Below are 18,254 nucleotides of genomic sequence, written 5' to 3'. Positions count from 1 at the left end.
GCGTCGCGCATCCCGTCGCCGATGAACGTCACACTGAGCACGGTGATCGGTTTGGGGTCTGATTGCCCGCAGTTGCTCTGCTGTCTCGAAGTGGCAAGATTTCCGGCGGTGCGTAGGACTCGACCGGCGGCGGCTTGCCTTCGTATCGCTCCACCTCGACGAGGCACGTGTGCGCCGAGGGTCCCTGGCCCAGTCGGCTGGTGCCGACGTCCGCAGTGAGCGTGTTCGGATTGCCCGCACGGCAAGTGCCATCAGGCGCAGGGTCGTACCAAGCGCCGGTGGAGAGCTGAACCGCTTCAGGGAGGAGCGAGTCGTCGAGCACGGCACCGGCCAGGCAGGCGCCTCGATCGTTGTACAGCCGCACCACGTCGCCGTCCGAGATGCCGCGGGCGGCTGCGGTTTCGGGGTGGATGCGCACCGGTTCGCGGCCTGCCACTTTCGTTGCCTGGCTGGGCGCCGCATGGTCGAACTGGCTGTGCAGTCGCGCCACCGGCTGATTGGAAACCAAGTGGAGCGGCCAGCGGTCACTGCCGGCACCGCCGAGGCGCTCGAAAGGCTCCATCCACGCCGGGTGCGGCGGGCAGTCGTCGTAGCCGTACTCAGCGATCTTGTCGTTCCACAGCTGGATTCGGCCGCTTGGCGTGTGTAGCGGCTTGCCGTCGGGATCGGAGCGGAATGCTTCGAGAAACACCTGCTCGGGATCACCCATCAACGCCATGCCCGGTGCCATGACGTAGCCCTCTCGTCGGAACTCTTCGTACGGCGGTGCCTCGGGATCGGCCGCGCGATGAATCTCGTAGATGACTTCCACCCACTCATCGGCCGTGCGACCCTCGGTGAACTGCTCTCCGAAGCCCAGACGCTCGGCCAAGCGGGCGAAGATCCAGTAGTCGTCCTGTGACTCCCCCACCGGCTCGGCTACCGCTGCCATAGCGATCAACATGGTCTCGGCACCGCCGATGTCGTTGCGCTCGAGCGGCGTTGTTGCCGGCAGCACGATGTCGGCACGACGTGCCACGGACGACCAGAACGGCTCCTGGACGACGATCGTCTCGGGTCGCTGCCACGCCTGCATCAATCGATTGAGGTCTTGGTGGTGGTGGAACGGGTTGCCGCCCGACCAGTAGACGAGTCGGACATCGGGGAAGCGCCCCGTGCGCCCGTCGAAATCGAACGGTTCGCGCGGTCCCTCCAGCATCTCGGTGATACGTGACACAGCGATCGTCGGGGGCCCGGGCTGGCGCATGGGCACCGGAAGCCCGGGGATGCGAGCGCGTGCCTGCCCGGCTCCGGTGTTGCCCTGGGTGCCGAAGCTGAACGCGTATCCGCCGCCGGGCAGACCGACTTGGCCGAGCACGCATGCCAGTGCAAGCGCCATCCAGTACGGCTGCTCGCCGTGGTGAGCTCGCTGGGTGGACAGGCTCAGATTCACGAGGGTGCGCTTGCGAGCCATCTCGTGTGCCAGCTCGACGATGTCACCAGCATCGACTCCCGTCACTTCCGCCGCCCACTGCGCGGTCTTGGGCGTGTCGTAGTCGACAGCATCCGTCCACGGCGTGGGACCCCGCCAGTCGCCGCAGGCTGCCGCGAGGCCTTCGCCGAAGACATGGGCCCGCAATCGATCCCACCCCTCGCAATAGGTCGTCAGAAACTCCTCGTCGGCGAGGCCGTCGGTCACGAGCGTGTGAATGATCCCTGCCATAAGGGCCACATCGGTGCCGGGCCGTATCGAGAGCCAACGCGCATCGGCCGACTTGTCGAAATCGTCGCGCAACGGTCCCACGTTGAGGAACTGCACGCCCGCCTTGCTTGCTCGGGCAACCCAGTCGTTGTGATGATGTGGGCCCTGACCGCCATAGGTCACGTGGCTGTTGCTGGCACGCATGCCGCCGAAGCACACGAATAGCTCCGTGTGCTCGCAGATCACCGACCACGAGGTCTGCCGTGCCAGCCCGGCGTGGTAGCCAGTGCCGACCATGTAGGGGAAGATCGCCTCAGCAGCGGCCGACGAGTACGTGCCCTTCTGGTCGGTGCAACCGCCGAAGAAGCGCATGAAGCGATGCTGTTGGCTTGAGACAAGACCGAAGCGGCCCGCGGATCCCCACCCGTAGGACCCGCCGAAGACAGAGGCATTGCCGTGGTCGTCGCGCACCCGGGTCAGCTCTGCGGCCACCAGGTCGAGTGCTGTGTCCCACTCGACCTCCACGAACGGGTCGTCGCCCCGCAGCTCAGTGGCCGCCCCGGGTCCGTCGCGCAGCCACGACTGCCGTACGGCGGGTCGCATCACTCGGTTCTCGGCGAAATGGCGCAGTGACTCCCCGAGGTGCGACGGCTCGGGATCGGTGGGATGGCCACGTACGGCTACCACTTCGCCGTCTCGCGAGTCCACGAGGAAGGACCCAAAGTGCGTTCCGATGGCTGTCGTGCGCACGCCTGCGGTGGGGATATCGCTTGCTGCGCTCACGCCGATGCCGCCGCAGTGTCGGCTTGGGGGGTCGCATCCCGGGTGTTCGCTCGCTGTTCCCAGGCCTCGGCCAACAATTCAAGGCTGGTGATTCGCTCGGGGAGCCCGAACGTCGACGTGTGAATCATCAACTCGCCCGCTCCGGTGGCGCCAGCAAGCTCGGCCAGACTCGCCGCAGCGTCGTGGGGATTCCCGACAATGGCATTGGTCGGCATAGTGGCTGCACGCTCCCACTCCGGATGCGACATCGCCTCGTCTGGCGGCAGCAACGGCCAGAACCGGCCCGTCCGGATGCCCCACCGCCGCAGCAGCGACGGCGCAGCGTGGTACTGGGCAGTGGCAGCGTCGGCCGCTGTGACCAGTCCGACGCTCACGATCACGAACGGCTCGTCGAGTACCGGTGAGGGCTGGAACCGCTGGCGGTAGAGATCCAAGGCCCCGAGCACACCGTCGCCGTCGAAGTGATGTGCGAAGGCAAACGGCAGGCCTAGGTACCCGGCCAATTGCGCCGAGTAGCCGCTCGAACCCAGCAGGAGCACCGGCGGCGCCGACGTGGCCTTCGGGGTAGCGCGGAAGTCGATCCAGGGTCCTTCTGTGGTCCGCACATCGCCGAGATATGCCATGAGATCGATGAGGTGGCTCGGAAAGTCGTCCACTTGCCAGGGGTCGGGTACTGCACCGTCTTCGGTGGGACCCCGCACAGCGGCGGCGGTGATGCGATCGCTGCCAGGTGCTCGCCCGACGCCGAGATCGACGCGCCCGGGATGCAACGCCTCGAGCATCGCGAACTGCTCAGCGACGACGGCCGGGCTGTGATTGGGCAGCATCACACCGCCCGATCCCAGCTTGATCCGTTCGGTGTGGGCAGCAAGGTGCGCCATCAGCACAGCGGGCGAAGTGCTCGCCACGGTGTCGATGTTGTGGTGCTCCGCGACCCAGAACCGCTCATAGCCCAGCCGGTCAGCCGCACGCGCCAACTCCGTGGTCTCGTCGAGCGCCTGCGCGCTCGTGCCGCCCTCCGAAACGGTGGCCAAGTCCAGCACCGACAGCGGCAATGCCTGCACAGAGTCGTCCGCAGAACTCACAGCCTCAGGCTAAGAGGCCGCTCGAAAAGGTGTGCCCGCTGTGGAGGCGGCAGTGCCCTCTGCTCCGGGAATCCAGCAGGTTCCAACCTCGCAGAGTTCCCTGCCGCCTCCACAGCTATGACATCTGTGCCTATCCGCGGATGCTCTGAGGCGTGGTCATGGGCTGCGGGAGGCGACGGGTCCTCGGGCGGGCGGTCCGGTGCCTTGGGGTTCGGGCGGTTGCAGGCGAGGTCGTCCGTCGGGTGGAGTGTGGATCTGACGGTGGTGTTGGTGGAGGCTGCTGTGGCAGTCAAAGCACAGTGATGCGAGGTTGGGGATGTCGGTGGGGCCGCCGTGTTCGTGATAGTCGATGTGGTGGGCCTCGGTGTGCTCTGGTGTGAGCCCGCAGCCGATGCAGCCTTGATCGCGTATTGCGAGGATGAGCCGCTGGGCGTCGTTGGCGTTGCGGGTGCGTCCCAGCGCGAGCTCTGACCAGTCGGCTTTGAAGATTGCGGGCAGCACGTTGGCGTCGACGGCGTGCTCGGCGAGCATCTTGGCCGAGATAGGCGTGCCGTCATCGAGACGAGGGTTGACGAGCCGGTCGTTGACGATGTCGTAGTCCGCGACGATCACCAGGCTCGTCTTGGCCCGGCGGATGTTGGCTGTGCCGGCGATGAGGTCGCTGATCGCGTCGGCGGTGAGCTGCGCACGCGTCGGCACCACCCCAGCACCGCCGCCGTCGGTGTCATCGTTCGAGCCGTCATGACCCGCCGTGGCGCCGTCGGCGCCGTTGGGGGTGCCTTCTTTGTTCTCGGCGCGGCGTCGCAGAGATCGCACCATGGCCTGCAGGGCGATGTTGACCTGGCGTCCCGCGAGGAAGTCGAACTTGCCGTTGAGATGCCACATGCCGTCGTCGCCGAGCTTCATCGACCCCCAACGCTGCGCGCGCTGCTGTGCGAGCTCGGCGTCGATCGGGCTCAGATTCTCGGCGGCGGCATCGGCTTCGAGATCGGCGAACACCTGTTGGCTCTGATAGGCGAGCGGGTGGCGGGCCACGGTGTCGGAGGGATAGGCCCGGCACTGCTCGATGAACTCCGCTTCGCTGCGACGGTGCTTCTTGGGCGCCTCTCGGGCGATCACTTTCGCATGGGACATGCCGATCTCGCCGGCTTGCATCGCGTCCAGCGTCGCTGTCATGCCCTCGGTGACCAGGCTCTCGGCCAGGCGGGCCTCAGTGCGTGCCTGCGACGCGTTCAGGCGCGTCTGGTCACGCAACACAAATGCCGCTGACTGCGCCCCGTTGCGCGATGCGAGCTCGGCTACCGCTGCCAGGTAACGGCCCTCCGCACGTGCTCGCTCAGCGGCCAGCTCGACCACGAGATCTTTCAGATCGCCGTAGCCCAACGACCCCAAGCTGTCGCTCTCATCAAGGCCGGACCGAGCCTTGGCGGTGTCGCCGCAGCCGGCCGAGGGCTCGGGCACCGCACCGCTACCACTGCACCGCAGCGAACCGTCCCGCCCGGCAACAGAACCCGCCATGCCGCCCGCATCACCCGGCGACCCAGCCGCATCGGCCGCATCGACCCGGCCCTGGTGCGAGTTGTGGAGCGACTCGTCGAAGCGCCAAATGGCCGCCGGATCCGGCCACGCCGGCGCCGAACCGGCAGCGTCGAAGCCGGTACCGGCAGGCTCCGAGCCGTCGGCGTCGAGCCGGAACAACAGGTCGGCGAACATGAAAATAGCATACACATGTACGCTGTCAATCACAAGCAAATATGCACACGAATTTCAGGAAATCTTCTCGGGAGGAGGTACGAGAATCAGGCCCCATCACCCCCGTCGATTAGCAGAATGCTGCAAGAGTCGGTTGCCTCGCCGCCGGTCGACTCACCGACCAGCGGTCTTGCGTTGGCTAGTCGGTGATCTCGGCATCTATTCAGCAGTCTGCTGGAGACGATCCCAGTAATTGGCACGGGCTTCACTCGGATCGTGATACGCATTTCTTCGCTGGTAGTCTTCATGCAACGGACGGAAGCACAAGGCCCCTATACCAGATCTGGTATAAGAAAAAGACCAGCCTCTGGGGCACCCCCTAAGCGCTATAAGAGCTCTCGTCTCTGACCATGTCAAACCTTGGCATGCACTTCTATCGGTATCATAAACACAGCTATTACCTCTATGGACACTTATCATTTCTCTCAAGGTTGCCAGACCCTCATTACTCTCCATAGTTCTCGCGAAGACTATAATTTCCTGACGTACTGCAACCCAATCTGGGCTGGGTAATACGGGTTCAGTTACTACAGTGATCTCCTCAGATTCTTCAGTCTCGTCCGGTTCAGTTCCCTCCGCCTCGTTCTCGCCGCCGGATGGCTCGGTTGAGGTGCTTGTTCCGGCGGTGAGCTCTCAACCCAATGCGCCCGCGGCGGCGGCGTCAGCGATCTGCTCGTCGGTGAGCCCCAGTTCAGCGCTCAGGACGTCGAACGTGTGCTGGCCGAGCATGGGCGCTGCAAACCTTGGTCCGTGGTCGTAACCGGCGATCTGGTACTGGTGACCGGAGTAGGGCACGGTCCCCATCCGGGGGTGCTCCAACCACCGGTGGAAGCCGCGGTGCGCATACTGCGGATCTGCCAGCAGGTCGCTGCTGCGCTGCACCATGCCCGCCGCAATCCCAGCGCCTGCCAGCAGTCGTTCCAGTTTCACGGCGTCCTGGGTGACCGTCCAGGCGGAGATCACGTCGTCGAGCCCATCGTGGGCTGCGAGACGGCCCTCCAGCGACGACAGCTCGGCCGCCTGCGCCCAGCGCGGAGCGCCCATCAGCTCCACCAGCGTCTTCCATTGCGCATCGTCGGCAATCGTGATGGCGCACCACCGATCGTCGCCCTTGCACGGGTACACGCCCTGGGGTGCCACATCGGGACTCCGGTTGCCGTTGCGGGTCGCCACCGTCCCGCTGTCGGCATAGTCGGCCAGTGCAGGTGCCAGGAATTGCAGGCCGCATTCGAGTTGTGCCGCTTCGATGACACAGCCCTCGCCCGTGCGGCGCCGGCGATCCAGCGCTGCGAGCAGCGTGGCGGTGATGATGCGCGGCGAGATGGTGTCGGTGTAGGCCAGATACGGCCCGTCCGGTGGCAGATCGGGCCATCCCACGATGGGATAGAAGCCGGCGATGGCCGCAGCGTGATATCCGAAGCCGCCCATTTTGGACAGCGGGCCGCCGCTGGCCAGCAGCGACGTATGCACCACGATGGCGTTCGGGTTCAATTCGGCGATGAGCTCATCGTCGGCGATGTTGCGATCGAAGGTGCCCGGCGTCCACGATTCCACGACCACATCGGCCCAAGCGATCATCCGGCGTGCGATGTCGACGCCGGCAGGCGTCTTGAGATCGATGTCGATGCTGAGCTTCGACGTGTTGAACGTTCCGAAGAAGTGCGCCATGTCGACATCGATGACGTCGTCCTTGAACGGCGGATTCGCACGCAGACCGTCGATGCGGCCGGCGGATTCGATCCGCACCACCGTCGCGCCGTGATCTGCGAGGGATTTCGCCGTGATCGGGCCGACTCCGATCCAGCTGAAGTCCGCGACCCGCAGCCCGGCGAAGGGCAACTCGTCGTTCCCGACCTTCCAGGCAGCCGGTTCCCCCGCCGACTCCGGCGGCTCGGCCACGCCAGCAGTTCGAGTGGTCTCGCCAGCCCGGGCAGCTTCCGCCCGGATCTCAGCGCCGTGCTCGTCGAGCAGCGGCGGCTGTCGCCGCCTGCCGATGCGAACGCCGTCGATGGTCGCCGGTCCGCCGGGGAGTTCCACCTCCGACGTCCCTGCAAGCTCTACGGGACGCCAGAAATCCCGCACCCGCAGGTGTTCGAATTCGACCAGATCAGCCACCGTGTGAACCGGAGCGATGGTCTCGCCCAGCTCCACCGACCGCTGCAAGAGCTCAGCGTTGGTATGCCGCTTGCACAGTCCCACCATCGCCTCGTAGAGCTCATCGAACGTGCGGCTGACCGGCTCGCCTTTCGAGGCGCGCAGGTCGTAGGTGTCCCAGTCCTCGGCATGCCAGCTCTCGTCGGCCAGCCCTTCTTCGATGTACCACTCGAGCAGCCGACCGGTCGCCACGCCTCGAGCAACACCGATCGCCCAGCCGTCCTGCGTGCGATAGCGCATCTGAAGCGGCGCAGCGAGATTCACCATGGTGCCCGAGCGCTGGAAGTCTCGGCCGCAGATGGCATGGGTTTCCATGGCGTTCAGCAGTGTCCACGTCATGGCGGCCTGCGCCGCCACGGCGACGTGCTGCGCGGCGCCGTCGACACGCATCCGGGCGTGTGCCATCAGCCCCGCTGCGGCGGCCTCAGCACCGGCGTGTCGCCATGCTTGGGCAATTGACGCCTTCACCGGGGCCCGCTCGTAGACGCCCTGCATGTTCGCGGAGCCACCGAGCGCCGCCAGGGACAGCTCCGAGGCAGCATCGGCGCTGCGAGGTCCGTCCAGTCCGAAGGGCGTGACCTGGACGTGAATGATCCGTGCGTTCAGCGAGCGAAGATCATCATGGCGGTAGCCGGCTGCGGCAAGGGTGCCGGGCACGCCGGACTCGTAGATGAAGTCGGCATGGCTGACTAGCCGTTCGAAGACAGTGCGATCGGCGGGATCTTCGAGGTCGAGCACGATCGCCCGCTTGTTGGAGTTGTACGCACAGAATTGCCAACTGCGAAGGCCCGGCTCCGCGTCATCGGGCGCCCTCAACGGCAATGCCATACGGGCTGGGGTGCCGCCCGGCGGCTCGATCTTGATCACGTCGGCGCCGAGCTCTGAAAGCATCCACGGCCCGATCTCGCCCCGATGATCGGTCAGGTCCAGCACCCTCAAGCCGTCCAGCGGAGCCGTCGCAGCTGCGGGGGCACTATCAACGTGTGCGTTCATGCGCCGTCCGTGGGCTGGTCGCCGGCCAAGTGCCGACGGGCATCGCCCCACGACGATACGCAGGCGCTCACCGCTTGGCTGCGGTTAGCTTGCCCGGATGGCCCACGCTGAGTCTCCGCTGCGCACGGCGGGACCTCCTGAACTGAGTGACGAATTGCTCGCCCGTGTCCGGGCCGGCGGCGCCGACAGCGACGCCGAACGAAATCCTGACCGGGAGATCCTGGCTGAGATGGGGCGCCGGGGACTGATGCGGATTCTCGTACCCGAAGAACTCGGCGGACTGGGCCGCCACCCTGGGGAGTTCATCGAGTTCACCCACCGGGTGTCCTACGAGCATCCCTCCACCGGCTGGGTCGCCATGACCTGCAACGAGGAAGCCGAGATCTTTGCAGCCAACCTCGAGCCCGAGACCGTAGCGAGCTTCTATGCCGAATATACCGATGTCGTCATTGCCGGCTCCGGGGTGCCGCGCGGCATCGTGAGCGAGGTCGACGGCGGCTGGAACGTCAACGGGCGCTGGACGTTCGTCAGCGGATGCACCGGCGCCGACTGGTGGGTGGTCGCCAATGTCGTCGAAGGCACCCAGCCCAAGAAGGTCTGCCACGTGCTGGTGCCAGCCGATCCTTCATGCATTGAGGACACCTGGCACACCGTGGGTCTGCGCGGCACCGGAAGCCACGATGTCGTGCTGAGCGACTGCTTCGTGCCCGCCGACCGCGCTGCGGTTGTCGAGAACTATTCGCTGCCCAAACCCAACGAGCATCCGTTCTACCGACTGCCTTCAGGGCTGAGATTCCCGTTTCCGAAAACCGGCGTGGCGTCGGGGATCGCTCGCCGCGCCATCGACGAGTTCGCTGCGCTGGCGGACGTGAAGACACCGCTCTTCGCCCGCTCCGAATTGGCGGGGAGACCTGACGCGCATGCTGCGATGGCCCGTGCCGAAGCCTTGCTCGGCGCGGGCCGAGCCTTCGTCGCCAATCAACTCGACGAACTGTGGGCGACTGCATCCGCCGCGGGCGAGGTCACGCCGGCCCAGCATGCCCGTGCGCGCCTGGCGTGCTCGTGGAGTGTCCAGAACTGCATCGAGGCCGTCGAGACCCTCGTGACAGCCGCGGGCAGCACCGCCAACTTCACGGCATCGCCGCTGGGCGGCCTGCTCAACGACGTGCGAGCAGTAGCAGGGCACTTCATGGTGGGCAGCTACCAGATGGACACCGCGGGCCGGGTGCTGCTGGGCCTGGACCCGGGCGATCCGAATTTCTGAGCCTCAGACTGGCGATGGCAGGCTGACGTTGCACCAACCCGCTCGCTACGCATGAGCGCTGCGACTGAATCAGGCCGGGTTTGGTGGAGGCGTTGGAGGTCCCTGTGTTTGGTGGATGCGTGATGTTGGATTCATGCTGCCGGTTGATGTTGGTGTCGAGTCTCGAACTCGATCGGGGTCAGCATGCCAAGGGAGGTGTGGCGCCGTTGTCGGTTGTGCCAGATCTCGAGATATTCGAAGATCGCGTTGGCGAGCTCGATGCTTGTGTTCCCGCCTTCGAGGCAACGGAACGGGCACCCGCCCACGGCGTCTGAACCGCCGTCGCTCAGAGTTACATGAGAGACGACCTGCTCGTCGAATGCCGGGCATCCAGGCAGGCATGGGGCGACTACATCGGCTGAGCGCCCGCGGGCCGGTCTACTACTCTCTGCGCCCGTGAGCGAAGCCCAAAGCACGAAACCGGTAGCCACGCGACTATCGAAGATCCGGGGTCACTTGCGACAGAGGCTCGCGGCTCGCCGTCAGGAACGGCGGCGAAGGCGGGAACGAATTGAACGAGGCGAGGTCATACGCCGAGGGCCACTCGTCAGCATCTACGGGAAGGAACGAGGCGTCCTGCTCCGAGACTTGCCGCGGCTAGTGCAGTTAGAAGGGGCGGCATTTGTCAGTGCCATATTGCTGTTCATCGTCGGAGGTGCATTTTTTTCGGAAGAACTCGAAGAATCCACATTCGCCACTCTCACCTACATCGGCCTAATCGCACTTCTCTTTGTCATCGGCAGCGGGAAGCTCCGGGGCAAGGATTAGCCGCCGCGCCGACCACATCCGATGAACACCATCTCGGCCGGATACACAAACTTTCTGACAAGCCCTTCGGCGGCTTGCTGAACGATGTCCGGGCCGCTGCCGGCCACTTCATGGTCGGCAGCAACCAGATAGACAACGCAGGACGGGTACTTCTGGGCCTAGACCCAGGCGATCCCAACTTCTGACTGCCTGCGTCTGAGGTGCTCGCCGTCGGAGATGCGCGCACGACCATGCCAGGCGCTGCGCCCTTGCACGCAACCTCACGACCGTCGTCGATAATCGCTTGCAGCAACACATCGTGGTTCTTACCGTGCCGCGTAGATGGACGATACAGAGGGCCGAGCGATCATCACGCCGTCAGCACGCCGCCATGGCGTTCCCGATGCCGACATCCTGCACGCCGTTCGCAACCCGCGTCAGGTCGACTTCACTGACGACGGGCACATCTTCGCCATAGGATCGCAACGAGATGGCGCGTTTGTCGAGCTGGTCATCGTGGATGACGTTGCGAACGGGCTTCTCCGGATCATCCACGCGATGCCTGCGAGAACGACACGCCTAAGGTGAAGCTATGCCGTTGAACCTCGACTTCACGGGAATGACCGAAGAGGAAATCGACAGCTACTGCGAAGCACACGCGGACGGGATCTGCGCGTATGCGCACTCGTTGGATCCCGGCCACACGACTCCCATGACCGCAGCGGAACAGCAACTCTGGCGCTGCGCCCTCTCTGCCACGAACGACCGTCAGCAGGTGTGTGACCTCGTCGCAGATGCGCGCCGCACCGGCAGCTCACCGGAGCGCATCGCCAGGCTGCTCAGGCTCCCCGTCGATGAAATACAGGCTCGCTTCGGCAGTACGAGTTGATGAGACAGTTCGCCAGCCGTATCGACACCCGCAGCAGCGAGTTCTCCAAGAACGCAGCTACGTATGCCGACCTGCTCGCCACGCTGCGCGATCGCCAACAGTTCGCCATATCGGGCGGTGCGGGCCGCGAACGCTCCATCGAGCGCCACCACAGCCGCGGCAAGATCCTGCCTCGGGACCGTATCGATCTGGTGTGCGACACCGACACGCCCTTCCTGGAGCTGTCCACGCTGGCCGGCTGGGAGCTCTATGACAACAGCGCTCCAGGCGCCGGGATCGTCACGGGTATCGGCGTGGTGTGCGGCGTGCCGTGGATGTTCATCGCCAACGACGCCACCGTCAAAGGAGGCTCGCTGCTGCCGGTCAGCATCAAGAAGCACGTGCGGGCCCAGGACATCGCCGCCGAGAACGGGCTCGGCGTCATCTACCTCGTTGACTCCGGCGGTGCATTCCTGCCCCTGCAGGACGACATCTTCCCCGACAAGGACCACTTCGGCGGCAGCTTCTACCGGCAGGCTCGGCTCTCCGCGATGGGCCTGCCGCAGATCTCTGTGGTGCTCGGCGGCTGCACCGCCGGTGGCGCCTACGTGCCGGCGCTGAGCGACGAAGTCATCATGGTCGCCGGCATCGGGCGGATCTATCTGGGCGGCCCGCCAATCGTCAAAGCAGCACTGGGCGAGATCATCGAGCCCGACGACCTCGGCGGTGCCGCTCTGCACACTCGCGTCTCGGGCGTCTCGGACTACATGACCCCGGACGAGCGCTCCGCCTACGGCAAGCTGCGCGGACTATGCGCTGCTGTGAACCAGCGTCCGGTTGATCACCGGGAGGGCTGGATGTCATGGGCTGAGCCCGAGGTGCCTCTCTACGATCCGGCCGAGATCTATGGCGTCATCTCCGCGGATGACCGCATCGGCTTCGACGCCCGCGAAATCATCGCCCGGCTCGTCGACGGCTCTCGCTATGGCGAATTCAAGCCGGAATGGGGCAACGACATCACCTGCGGCTTCGCCCGCATCTGGGGTCATCAGGTCGGCATCATCGCCAACAACGGGATTATCTTCTCCTCCGACGCCCTCAAAGCCACGCACTTCATCGAGCTGTGCGAGCAGCGCCGGGTGCCGTTGCTGTTCCTGCAGAACACGACCGGCTACATGGTCGGCAGCGATTCCGAGGCAGCGGGCATCGCGAAGCACGGGGCCAAGATGGTGTCTGCGGTGGCAAACGCCACCGTGCCGCGTTACACGGTGCTCATTGGCGCCTCCTACGGGGCAGGGAACTACGGCATGTGCGGGCGGGGCTTCAACCCCAGATTCCTGTTCGCGTGGCCCAACAGCCGCATCGCCACCATGTCCGCCGAGACGGCACAGACTGTGCTCGTCGACATCAGGCTGGCCGGAATGCGAGGCACCGAGACCACCGACGAAGAGATCGCTGCAATGCGGGCAGAGGTGGCCGACCAGTACGAACGCCAGAGCGACCCGTACTACGCCACGGCCCGCCTCTGGGACGACGGTCTCATCGACCCGGTCGACACGCGCGATGCCCTCGGGCTGTGTCTTGCGCTGGCAGCCCGCCAGGACGCCCCTGCCCCCGGCAGCGGCCTCGTGTACCGGATGTAGCTGGAGGCCGTCCCCTTTTATGAGCCTGACGTCATGAAGCTGCTGGTCGCCAACCGGGGAGAGATCGCGAGCCGGGTCTTCGCGACCGCGCAGCGCTTGGGATGGCGCACCGTCGCGGTGTGGGCCGAGCCCGACAGGGATGCGCCGTTCGTCCGTGAGGCGGATGAATCACGGTGCATCGGCCCTGCGGCGCTCGACCAGTCGTACCTGGACGTCAACGCCCTCCTGACCGCAGCAGCCGAGACTGGCGCCGATGCCGTCCACCCTGGGTACGGCTTCCTGTCGGAGAACGCGGGATTTGCGCAGGCCGTCGTGGACGCCGGGCTGACCTGGGTGGGCCCGAACCCTGATGCCATCGCCCAGATGGGCGCCAAGGTGGAAGCGCGAGCAATCGCAGAATCCGCAGGTGTCCCGATCATTCCCGGCGCCGCAGCCGGAGACCTGAGTGCCGCTGCCTTGCAGATCGGCTATCCGATGCTGGTCAAGGCATCGGCCGGCGGCGGTGGCAAGGGCATCCGCATCGTTCGTTCCCCGGACCAGTTTGAGGCTGCGCTGGCAGCGGCACGCACAGAGGCGCTGCGATCCTTCGGTGACGACCGGATCATTGTCGAGCGGTACATCGAACGTCCGCGCCATGTCGAGGTGCAGGTGGTCGGCGATCAGCACGGCAACGTCGTTCACCTCGGCACGCGCGACTGCTCCTCGCAGCGCCGCTACCAGAAGCTGCTCGAAGAGGCGCCGGCACCGAACCTTCCCGACGCCACCCGAGAGGGACTGCACGATGCTGCCGTGGACCTTGCCCGCCATATCTTCTACGACAACGCCGGGACGGTGGAGTTCATCGTCGACGCCGACACAGGAAAATTCTTATTCCTGGAGATGAATACCCGCCTGCAGGTCGAGCATCCGGTCACCGAGGCGATCACCGGACTCGATCTCGTGGAACTGCAGCTGCGCGCCGCTAGCGGCGCACCTCTGGGCATCACCCAATCCGAGGTGACGTTCGCAGGCCACAGCATCGAAGCCCGCATTAACGCTGAGGACCCTGCCGATGGCTTCAGCCCCCGAGCGGGTCCGGTTCGCCACCTGAGCGTTTCCTCCGGTGTGCGCTGGGACTCAGCGGTGGAACTCGGCAGCGAGATCACGCCCTACTACGACCCTCTCATCGGCAAGCTCGTGGTCAATCGTTCCGAGCGGGCAGCGGCGCTCGACGCGATGAGTGACGCCCTCGATGATCTCGTGCTCGGACCGGTTCCGACCAACGCCGGCTTCCTGCGCTGGCTGGTGAACACGCCCCTGCTGCGTGATGGGGAGATGACCACCAACGTGATCGACTCGCTCGCCTCGGGCGAAATGCCCGCACCTCCGTCCAGCAGCGACGCCGCTGGGGTTACCGCTGCGGCTTGGCTGGCCTCCCAGCAACGACAGCGAATCTCACTCGACAGCGGACCTTGGGCGGCTCTTGGGCCGTTCCGGCTGACCGATCACCGAACACTGGCAGCAGTGCTGCTCAGTGACGCTGCGGGTGATCTCCACGAAGTCCCAGCGGCATCGATCAACGGCGCGGATGCGAACTCCGTAGTCGCCAGCAGCACCGATGCCGGCTCGGTGGCAGTCAACTTGGACGGCCACACGGTCACGTTCGATGTCCCCGATCGGTCCGACGCCTGGGCGCCGACGGCAACCGACGACACCGGTTCGGTTGACGCCGTCGCTGCACCGTTCCCCGCCGTCGTTGTCGAGGTGGCCGTCGTGCCCGGCGACGTCGTGGCCATGGGCGACACGGTCGTTGTGGTGGAAGCCATGAAGATGCTCCACTCGCTGAGCGCTCACGGGGCCGGCACCGTCGCCGATGTGCGCTGCACCCCCGGCGATGCCGTTGAGGCGAACCAGGTGCTGGTCAGCTTCGCCCAGCACTGAACGATCGGCAGAGTCACTCAAGAGGCACGCAGGAGAGGCGACGAATCCGCTTCGGGCGAGCACCTCGTCGTCGCTACGGTGAGCCGCTGTGAGCGTCAAGGAGATTCTGATCGTCGCCGGGCCCAACGGCACCGGCAAGACGACGTTCGCGCGCGATCACTTGGATCTCGAAGCCCGCGGGCTGACGTACCTCAATGCCGATCTCATCGCTGCAGGGATCTCCCCTGATGAACCCGCCCTCGCAGAACTGCAAGCCGGCCGGCAGATGCTGGCCGAAATGGATCGGCTCGCAAACGACGGCCACAGCTTTGCGTTCGAGACCACCCTGTCGGGACGGGGATACCTGCGGCGCATCCGGCACTGGCGTAACGACGGCTACCACGTCACACTGCTGTTCCTGTGGCTGCCGTCGGAAAGCGTTGCCATCGCCCGAGTGCGTCGGAGGGTCTCCCTCGGCGGGCATCACGTGCCAGACCAGACGGTGCGCAGGCGGTACCATGCGGGCCTGGAGAACTTCTGGCACCTGTACTCGCCCGTCGTCCACCAATGGGAGTTGTGGGACGCCCGAGGGAACCGGCCACGCATGATTGAACGGAGCGGCAACCTTGACTGATCTAGTCAATGCGACCGACGGATGCGCCCAGGAGAATCGCTTGAACGCCAATGGCCGTCTGCGGTTCTCGGGCCCCGAGTTCACGGCGAGCGTCGAGCGGTCCCTGATTCGGGCGGCGAAGAGTGCACATCTTGAGGCGTACCTCGCGGGCGAGGGCGTTGCGTACGACCGCGACGGCGTGTTCGGCATCTACAAGCCCGATCCGGCCATGTACGAAGACTTGATCCCGCCGGACATGGACAGAAGCCGCATCCCGCCCCAATTCGAAGACGAGCAAATAATCCCCGACGTTCCGACGACGTTTCCGCAGGAAATCCTGGACGGACTGAGGGCGCTAGCCAACAACTCCCGACCGACCGAATAACCCGAGCGGCAAGGTCGTCAGCACCTCGTTGCCTGTTTTGGTGATGAGCACCTGCTCTTCCAGCTTGACGCCCTCCCAGCCCGAGCGGGGCCCGACGAAGGCCTCGACGCAAACGACCATGTTGGGCTCCAGTACCCCGTCGTAACCGACCCGATCCCACTTGTGCCGGAACGTCACCGACGGGTACTCATCACACAGACCCACTCCGTGTGCCAGCGAGGTGTAGTGGCGGTACTCGTCGGGATCGGGGTACCAGGCTGCCTCTGTGATCTCTCGGAAGGGCGTCCCAGCGTGGAAGAGCTCGGTATTCCGCTGGATCTGCTCGACTGCCAGCGACCAGGTGTCGTGCTGGCAAGCCGACGGCTGACCGTTGCCGCAGAGCCAGGTACGCGACATGTCCACGCAGATGCCATAGGCACCGACGAGGTCAGTGTCGAAACCCATCAGCTCTCCGGCTTGCACTTGTCGGCTGCTGGCCTCGTGGTACCAAGGATTGGTCCGTGGCCCCGACGACAGCAGCCTCGTCTCGATCCACTCGCCGTAGCGTCGCAGGCTGCCTGCCCACAGCGCTGCCCACAGGTCCAGTTCGCTGACTCCAGGCTCGAAGATGGCTTCCATCTCGCCGATGGCGGCTTCGCAAGCATGCACCGCGCAGCGCATGGCCCGGATCTCATCGACACTCTTGACTGTGCGGGCCGTCTCCATCAGCGGCTCCCCTGCCACGAGTTCGATGCCGTGCGACTCGAGTGCATGTGCAGCGCCCAGGTCCAGCCGATCCACCGCCACTCGCCCACCCGACAGACGGCTCGAGGTTCGGGCGTGTTCGACGACGAGCGCAGCGACCTCGGCGGCCCAGCGCTGAGCGATCTCATCTGCCCTTGGGCCAGCGAGGAAGTGCGTGTACGACGGGGCCGGGCGGATCTCGTCGACGACCTCGGAGTGCGCATCCAGGAACTCGCCATCGGAGAACTCGAACACGACGACGGGTCCGTCGGTGTTGACCACAGCGAAGCGGACTGCGTTGTGCATGGTCCACAGCGACATGTTCGTGGTGTCGGTGGCGTAACGAATGTTGACCGGGTCGTACAGCAGCGCTGCGTCGCAGTCGGCACTGCGCAGTCGCTCGCGGACTCGTTCCAGCCGGTACTTGCGCATCGCCGGACGGTCAGGAAGCTCCAGTCCAGCGGTCAGCCATTCGGCTTCGAGCTCCGCGCCGGGACCGAGCGCGTGCATGTTCAGCTCCGTGTGGTCCAGCAGCCATTCGAGCGGCTCGGCTCGGGCACTCCCGATCTTGGGCCGGTGCCGACTCTCGAAGGCCTGTTCTGCCATAGCGGACTGCTCTCGCCTGCCCTGCGTGCTGAAGCCGGCGCCTGACGCCGAGGCACTGCCCCGGCGACGCGCGGCGAGCTTAGGGTCTGACCATGACAACGGAGAGCCACCCTGACGGCACGCTCACAGGGATCACCATCCACCCGATCAAGGGCTGTCGGCGCGTCGAACTCGATTCGGCCGCGGTCTCAGCGACCGGTCTAGACGGCGATCGCGCATGGCAGGTGGTGACGGTTCCTGACCATGACGGCGCCCTCGGCGAAGCGGTGACGCAGCGGCAGGGTGCAGCGCTGGCCACGATCGCTCCCGAGCTGATCGACGGCGGCTTGACGATCAGCGCACCCGATGTCGGCACGATCGACGTGAAGCGGCCTGATGCCAACGACATCACGGTGCATGCGCTCATCGGCGACGAGGTCGCCTGCGCAGATGCGGGTGACGAAGCTGCAGAGTTCTTCAGCGAGGTCTTGGGATTCCCGGCTCGGCTCGCTGCCCTGACTCCCGAGTCGTCCCGCCCAGTGCGACTCTTCCGGGGACGGCTCACCGGCTTCGCCGACGCAGCTCCGGTGCTCGTTGCGAACACTGCCTCCCTCGATGACCTCGTAACCCGGGCGACCGAGCCCTTCGGGATCGAACGATTCCGGGCAAACCTCATCGTCACCAACGAGCAGCCGTGGTCCGAGGACACCTGGACCGAGTTCTCGATCGGCGATGCCGACCTCGTCGCTCGGATCGCGTGGCCCCGCTGTTCCGTCCCGCAGATCGACCAAGACACGGGTGAGCGACACCGCGAACCCGCCTTGGTGCTGCGCAAGCACCGCTGGTGCTACTCCGCCGAAGGATTCTCTCCCGGCATGCGGGGAATGCTGGAGGGCAACGCCATGTTCGGCATCGCCTGCACCATCGACCCCGAAGGCGCTGTGCTGTCGGTGGGCAATCGAGTCACAGTCGCGGCGACCGGCCCCCCACTGCTCGACCCGCCACGCTGAGGCACCGACGGGCAATCTCCAAGAGAACAG

The 18,254-nt window shown here is 65.5% G+C and carries 13 protein-coding genes and 1 pseudogene; 8 read left to right on the top strand and 6 right to left on the bottom strand.

Annotated elements, in window-relative coordinates; all coding sequences use genetic code 11:
* Positions 1-28 precede the first annotated feature (28 nt).
* The 4 genes from ACOQPH_RS05600 to ACOQPH_RS05585 form a co-directional block, all read right to left on the bottom strand.
* On the bottom strand, positions 29-2,464 hold the full coding sequence (locus ACOQPH_RS05600; RefSeq protein WP_420623739.1) for a molybdopterin-dependent oxidoreductase: 2,436 nt from the start codon (positions 2,462-2,464) through the stop codon (positions 29-31).
* Positions 2,461-3,549, bottom strand: coding sequence for an LLM class flavin-dependent oxidoreductase (locus ACOQPH_RS05595; RefSeq protein ID WP_420623738.1), 1,089 nt, complete (start codon positions 3,547-3,549; stop codon positions 2,461-2,463). The genes ACOQPH_RS05600 and ACOQPH_RS05595 overlap by 4 nt, the downstream gene beginning before the upstream one ends.
* Before the next feature lie 156 nt (positions 3,550-3,705).
* On the bottom strand, positions 3,706-5,262 hold the full coding sequence (locus ACOQPH_RS05590) for an HNH endonuclease (protein ID WP_420623737.1): 1,557 nt from the start codon (positions 5,260-5,262) through the stop codon (positions 3,706-3,708).
* Positions 5,263-5,934: 672 nt separating this feature from the next.
* On the bottom strand, positions 5,935-8,448 hold the full coding sequence (locus ACOQPH_RS05585; protein ID WP_420623736.1) for a CoA transferase: 2,514 nt from the start codon (positions 8,446-8,448) through the stop codon (positions 5,935-5,937).
* Between the two features lie 97 nt (positions 8,449-8,545).
* On the opposite strand from ACOQPH_RS05585, the gene ACOQPH_RS05580 reads away from it, so the two are divergent.
* A complete protein-coding gene (locus ACOQPH_RS05580) occupies positions 8,546-9,712 on the top strand; it encodes an acyl-CoA dehydrogenase family protein (RefSeq protein WP_420623735.1) in 1,167 nt (388 codons plus the stop codon).
* Between the two features lie 131 nt (positions 9,713-9,843).
* Here the strand turns inward: ACOQPH_RS05580 and ACOQPH_RS05575 are convergent.
* Positions 9,844-9,978: pseudogene (locus ACOQPH_RS05575) on the bottom strand (IS3 family transposase); the annotation flags it as partial.
* Positions 9,979-10,840: 862 nt separating this feature from the next.
* On the opposite strand from ACOQPH_RS05575, the gene ACOQPH_RS05570 reads away from it, so the two are divergent.
* From ACOQPH_RS05570 to ACOQPH_RS05545, 6 genes are all read left to right on the top strand, one after another.
* Positions 10,841-11,086: a hypothetical protein gene (locus ACOQPH_RS05570; protein WP_420623734.1), complete on the top strand. Its 246-nt coding sequence runs from the start codon at positions 10,841-10,843 to the stop codon at positions 11,084-11,086.
* A 4-nt stretch (positions 11,087-11,090) separates the two neighbouring features.
* Positions 11,091-11,387, top strand: coding sequence for a hypothetical protein (locus ACOQPH_RS05565; RefSeq protein WP_420623733.1), 297 nt, complete (start codon positions 11,091-11,093; stop codon positions 11,385-11,387).
* Positions 11,387-13,009 carry a carboxyl transferase domain-containing protein gene (locus ACOQPH_RS05560; RefSeq protein ID WP_420623732.1) on the top strand — a complete coding sequence of 541 codons (1,623 nt, stop codon included), beginning with the start codon at positions 11,387-11,389 and terminating at the stop codon, positions 13,007-13,009. The genes ACOQPH_RS05565 and ACOQPH_RS05560 overlap by 1 nt, the downstream gene beginning before the upstream one ends.
* A 33-nt stretch (positions 13,010-13,042) precedes the next feature.
* Positions 13,043-14,929 (top strand): acetyl/propionyl/methylcrotonyl-CoA carboxylase subunit alpha, encoded by a 1,887-nt coding sequence (locus ACOQPH_RS05555; RefSeq protein ID WP_420623731.1) that lies wholly within the window; start codon positions 13,043-13,045, stop codon positions 14,927-14,929.
* 88 nt (positions 14,930-15,017) lie between these two features.
* Positions 15,018-15,542 (top strand): AAA family ATPase, encoded by a 525-nt coding sequence (locus ACOQPH_RS05550; protein ID WP_420623730.1) that lies wholly within the window; start codon positions 15,018-15,020, stop codon positions 15,540-15,542.
* On the top strand, positions 15,535-15,906 hold the full coding sequence (locus ACOQPH_RS05545; RefSeq protein WP_420623729.1) for a hypothetical protein: 372 nt from the start codon (positions 15,535-15,537) through the stop codon (positions 15,904-15,906). The genes ACOQPH_RS05550 and ACOQPH_RS05545 overlap by 8 nt, the downstream gene beginning before the upstream one ends.
* Here ACOQPH_RS05545 and ACOQPH_RS05540 read toward each other — a convergent pair.
* Positions 15,877-17,235, bottom strand: a complete 1,359-nt coding sequence (locus ACOQPH_RS05540; RefSeq protein ID WP_420623728.1) for a M24 family metallopeptidase — start codon at positions 17,233-17,235, stop codon at positions 15,877-15,879. The two genes, ACOQPH_RS05545 and ACOQPH_RS05540, sit on opposite strands and share 30 nt — an antisense overlap.
* A gap of 92 nt (positions 17,236-17,327) precedes the next feature.
* Between ACOQPH_RS05540 and ACOQPH_RS05535 the strand changes: the two genes are divergently transcribed.
* Positions 17,328-18,224, top strand: a complete 897-nt coding sequence (locus ACOQPH_RS05535) for an MOSC domain-containing protein (protein ID WP_420623727.1) — start codon at positions 17,328-17,330, stop codon at positions 18,222-18,224.
* Positions 18,225-18,254: the final 30 nt, after the last annotated feature.

It is taken from the genome of Candidatus Poriferisodalis sp., assembly GCF_965221945.1.
Classification (GTDB): Bacteria; Actinomycetota; Acidimicrobiia; order Acidimicrobiales; family Poriferisodalaceae; genus Poriferisodalis.
The sequence above is the reverse complement of the archived record's forward strand: the minus strand, read 5'-3'. Positions and strand labels throughout refer to the sequence as shown.